Origin of the sequence: Bacteroides sp. 1_1_30, assembly GCF_020982715.1 — a bacterium.
Taxonomy (GTDB): domain Bacteria; phylum Bacteroidota; class Bacteroidia; order Bacteroidales; family Bacteroidaceae; genus Bacteroides; species Bacteroides xylanisolvens.
The window spans coordinates 1-3,037 of sequence record NZ_JAJKHN010000176.1 but is presented as its reverse complement, the minus strand read 5'-3'; the positions used below and the strand labels follow the sequence as shown (position 1 = coordinate 3,037).

Sequence of the window (3,037 nt, the reverse complement as noted above, 5' to 3'; positions counted from 1 at the left end):
AACTTCATCACAGACCCCCAGTTTTTCAAGCCGTTGTCGGTATATCTGGACGACATGCTGGCGGACCGGCTGATGGAGAAACACCCTTACATGTTCGGGGAGCTGCCGAAGCGTTTCAAGACACCGGAAAGACTGGTCATTGCCATCGATAACAGCAAACGGGAGACGAACTGCTATATCGACGAGAAAACAGAACAATCCCTGCTCACGGTGGAAGTGTGCAAGGCATTCATCCGAAGAAACGGCAACTGCCCCGAATTCCCTGAAAATGTATGGACGCGGGAGTTCGTCGACTACTGTATGGAGCACGGGACATGTTTCCGCTGGTTCCGTCAGATGCCCAAAGAGTTCCAGACCTCCGCGAACACGCGGGCGGCGTATGATTACAGCCATCACCATATCCGTGACTTTGCCAAACGGTTCATCACCCCGCAAATGGCGAAAGAGTGCTGCCGGGAGCGCAGTTATGCACGTGCCATCCCCGGACATTTCCTCAAGGAGTTCTGTCGGCAGACGGGACTGCCCGAGAAGTTCTATGGCGGGGAAACCACCATGCTGTCGCTGAAAAATAGCCGTGACGACTATACTTACTGCAAAATCGGCAATACCTGTCTGGCCTTTTATCTGAAAGAACAATACGAGCCGTCCTCGGCACACCTGATGATGCCCCGGTCGGATTCAAAATACTGCACGCCGGAGAAGGTGTTCGACGTACCTGTCAGAACCTTCCACCGCACGTGGCTGGAAAAGACCGTGGCGGAGAATGATCCGCGTTTCGTCAAGCCCCGAGTGGACAAGTCGCTGAAAGCCGTGCAGGCAATCTGTTATTACGGTGTCGAGAAATTGAAGGACCTGAACCGTACGGAAATCTTCCGCAACACCTTCATGGGAGAGACCATCGGTTACTGCGCCCGGCGCGGGAACCTGACCTACCACAACGACAACTGCAGGACCCTTATCGAGGGACTGAAGTTCAAGATCCGGGGAATGGCTGTCCCCGTAACCCTGGCGGAAGACATGACGCCTTATACGGCCGACATGCTGCACCGGAAGTTCGGCTTCTGCTATGTAGGCATGACGGCATTCGCCTCCGACTACGGTCTGGACATGGAGAAGGCGTACACCTTTGCACAGATGCGCCAGATCGTAAAGGAGAAAGGGCACAAGCCGTCATTGAGAAACTACAAACGTGAACTGAAACAAATAAACATCATCTGATATGAAAAAATACCGGATAGCTATCGAAGAGACACTCCGCAAGGTCGTGGAGATTGAAGCGGAAACGCCCGGCCTGGCCGTCTGCCGGGCGGAAGACGAATACAATGAAGAGAAACACGTGCTGTCAGCCGACAATTTCGCTGGGGCCGATATCGCGCTCTCGGCCGATGATACCACGCTCATGGAGGCACTGGGCAATACGGATTTCATGGAGTATGTGCAGTGCCGGTTCGAGGAATACCGGGAATCCATATCCATCGAAGACAAGATCAGACTGGCGTTCGGAAGTTTCGACAATGCCCTGTATGAGTTCGGCGAATACCGCAAGGAGGCGGCCCGGAACCGTCCGCAGGTCTACCTGCTGTACAGGAGCGACGCCTGACACAGCCGTTCTTCCATGGAACTCATAGCCCCGTTCTCCTCCCTCGAAAACATGATGGAGTACCTGCGACGCAAGAAGAAGGAATTCCGCCTGACAGAAAGTGACCTGGAAGAGTTCGAGAACAACCGGCAGACGCAGGGACGCGACGAGAACTACTTGTACGAGTCGGATTATCTGGATGTGCTGCCGGAACAAGAACCCGAACTGCCGCCGAAAGATGACGTTTTCTATGACAAGGTTTTCACCTGCGGGCAATCCGAGCTGTCACGCAGGGAGTTGGAATCCCTGCCGGAGCAGTTCAACACCTGCCATGTTACGGACGAACAGATGGAACAGATTGTGTACGAAACGGAAATGGAGACCCGCGACCAGCTGCGGCTCGGTGAAGGCGAGTCCATCGATTTTAACAACGACCACCATAGTGAAATCTGGTGGGAAGAAATGGAAAAAGCAGTGGTTAGGCACGGTGTACCGTACTACGAAGACGAATAACGGAAACAGAACCTGTTCATCACATGCCATAATGATGACGGGCCGTCGCGGCTACGGCTGCGGCGGTCTTTTTTTTTAAAACGAGGTGAATATTCCACCCCTTATACAAAACGATTACCTACTCTTAAAGAAACGGATTTATGAAACAGACAAGACAGGATTTCTTCACGGCAAATGGGGGAGGAATCAAAATCATGACGTTTGCGGAGTTCGCCCGGCATATCCTGCATATGGAATGCGGGGAAAGTCTGGAACTGTATGCCGCTGTGAACCGACAGACACGGGAGTGTTCCCGGCCGCTCTCTGTCAGAAAGGAACAATGGAACGGTACACCCTTTTACCTGCTCGGCGGGCACGGACAGGAAGTCCGTACCATAAATTTTGTGGGTCGCCCGAAAGAGGAGTTTCAAACGACCTGCCATGATGCTCTGGACAGCTACGATGCCGTGGAAAGTATCGGAGCGGTCGTGTCGATACTGCGTGAATTATCTCCCGAAGAGCTGCATAAGCGGATTGCGGAAGAGATGAAGACCGGCTGTAAATACCTGATGGTCTACCGCAGCGAGGAGGAGATGACGGCCGCACTCGACGGCAAGATATACGCCATCAGCGATACGGACGGCAAATTCCTTTGCAACCTGTATCAGCCGGATTACCTCCGTCTGGAAAACGGGGGCGATATTGTGGACATCGCATCCATTCCGGACATGCACTTCCATTCCGATTGGGCAATCGCCAACCCCACGGTACGCGACAAGGTGCTCTCCTCCCGGATGGTGATTATATATACCCACGAAACGGTAACGCTATGATAGAGATTGGCAACAGGATAGAAACGCCGGAAGGTGTGTTCTATGAACTGGAATATGGAGGGGAAGGAAACATCTACAAGAACGAGGATGCCTTTCTCAACCGCCCCGATGAAGTGTGCTATGTACCCGAATA

The 3,037-nt window shown here is 53.0% G+C and carries 3 protein-coding genes and 1 pseudogene; all 4 read left to right on the top strand.

Translation table 11 applies throughout. The features are described from left to right. Positions 1 to 1,218: pseudogene (locus tag LPH68_RS25850) on the top strand (hypothetical protein); the annotation flags it as partial. Between the two features lies 1 nt (position 1,219). Beyond that, complete coding sequence (locus LPH68_RS25845; protein ID WP_230297241.1) at positions 1,220 to 1,600, top strand: DpnD/PcfM family protein; 381 nt, start codon at positions 1,220 to 1,222, stop codon at positions 1,598 to 1,600. A 15-nt stretch (positions 1,601 to 1,615) separates the two neighbouring features. Then, entirely contained in the window at positions 1,616 to 2,092 is a 477-nt protein-coding gene (locus LPH68_RS25840) for a hypothetical protein (RefSeq protein WP_230297240.1), read from the top strand. A 140-nt stretch (positions 2,093 to 2,232) separates the two neighbouring features. Further along, entirely contained in the window at positions 2,233 to 2,904 is a 672-nt protein-coding gene (locus tag LPH68_RS25835) for a tyrosine protein kinase (RefSeq protein WP_195589146.1), read from the top strand. Positions 2,905 to 3,037: the final 133 nt, after the last annotated feature.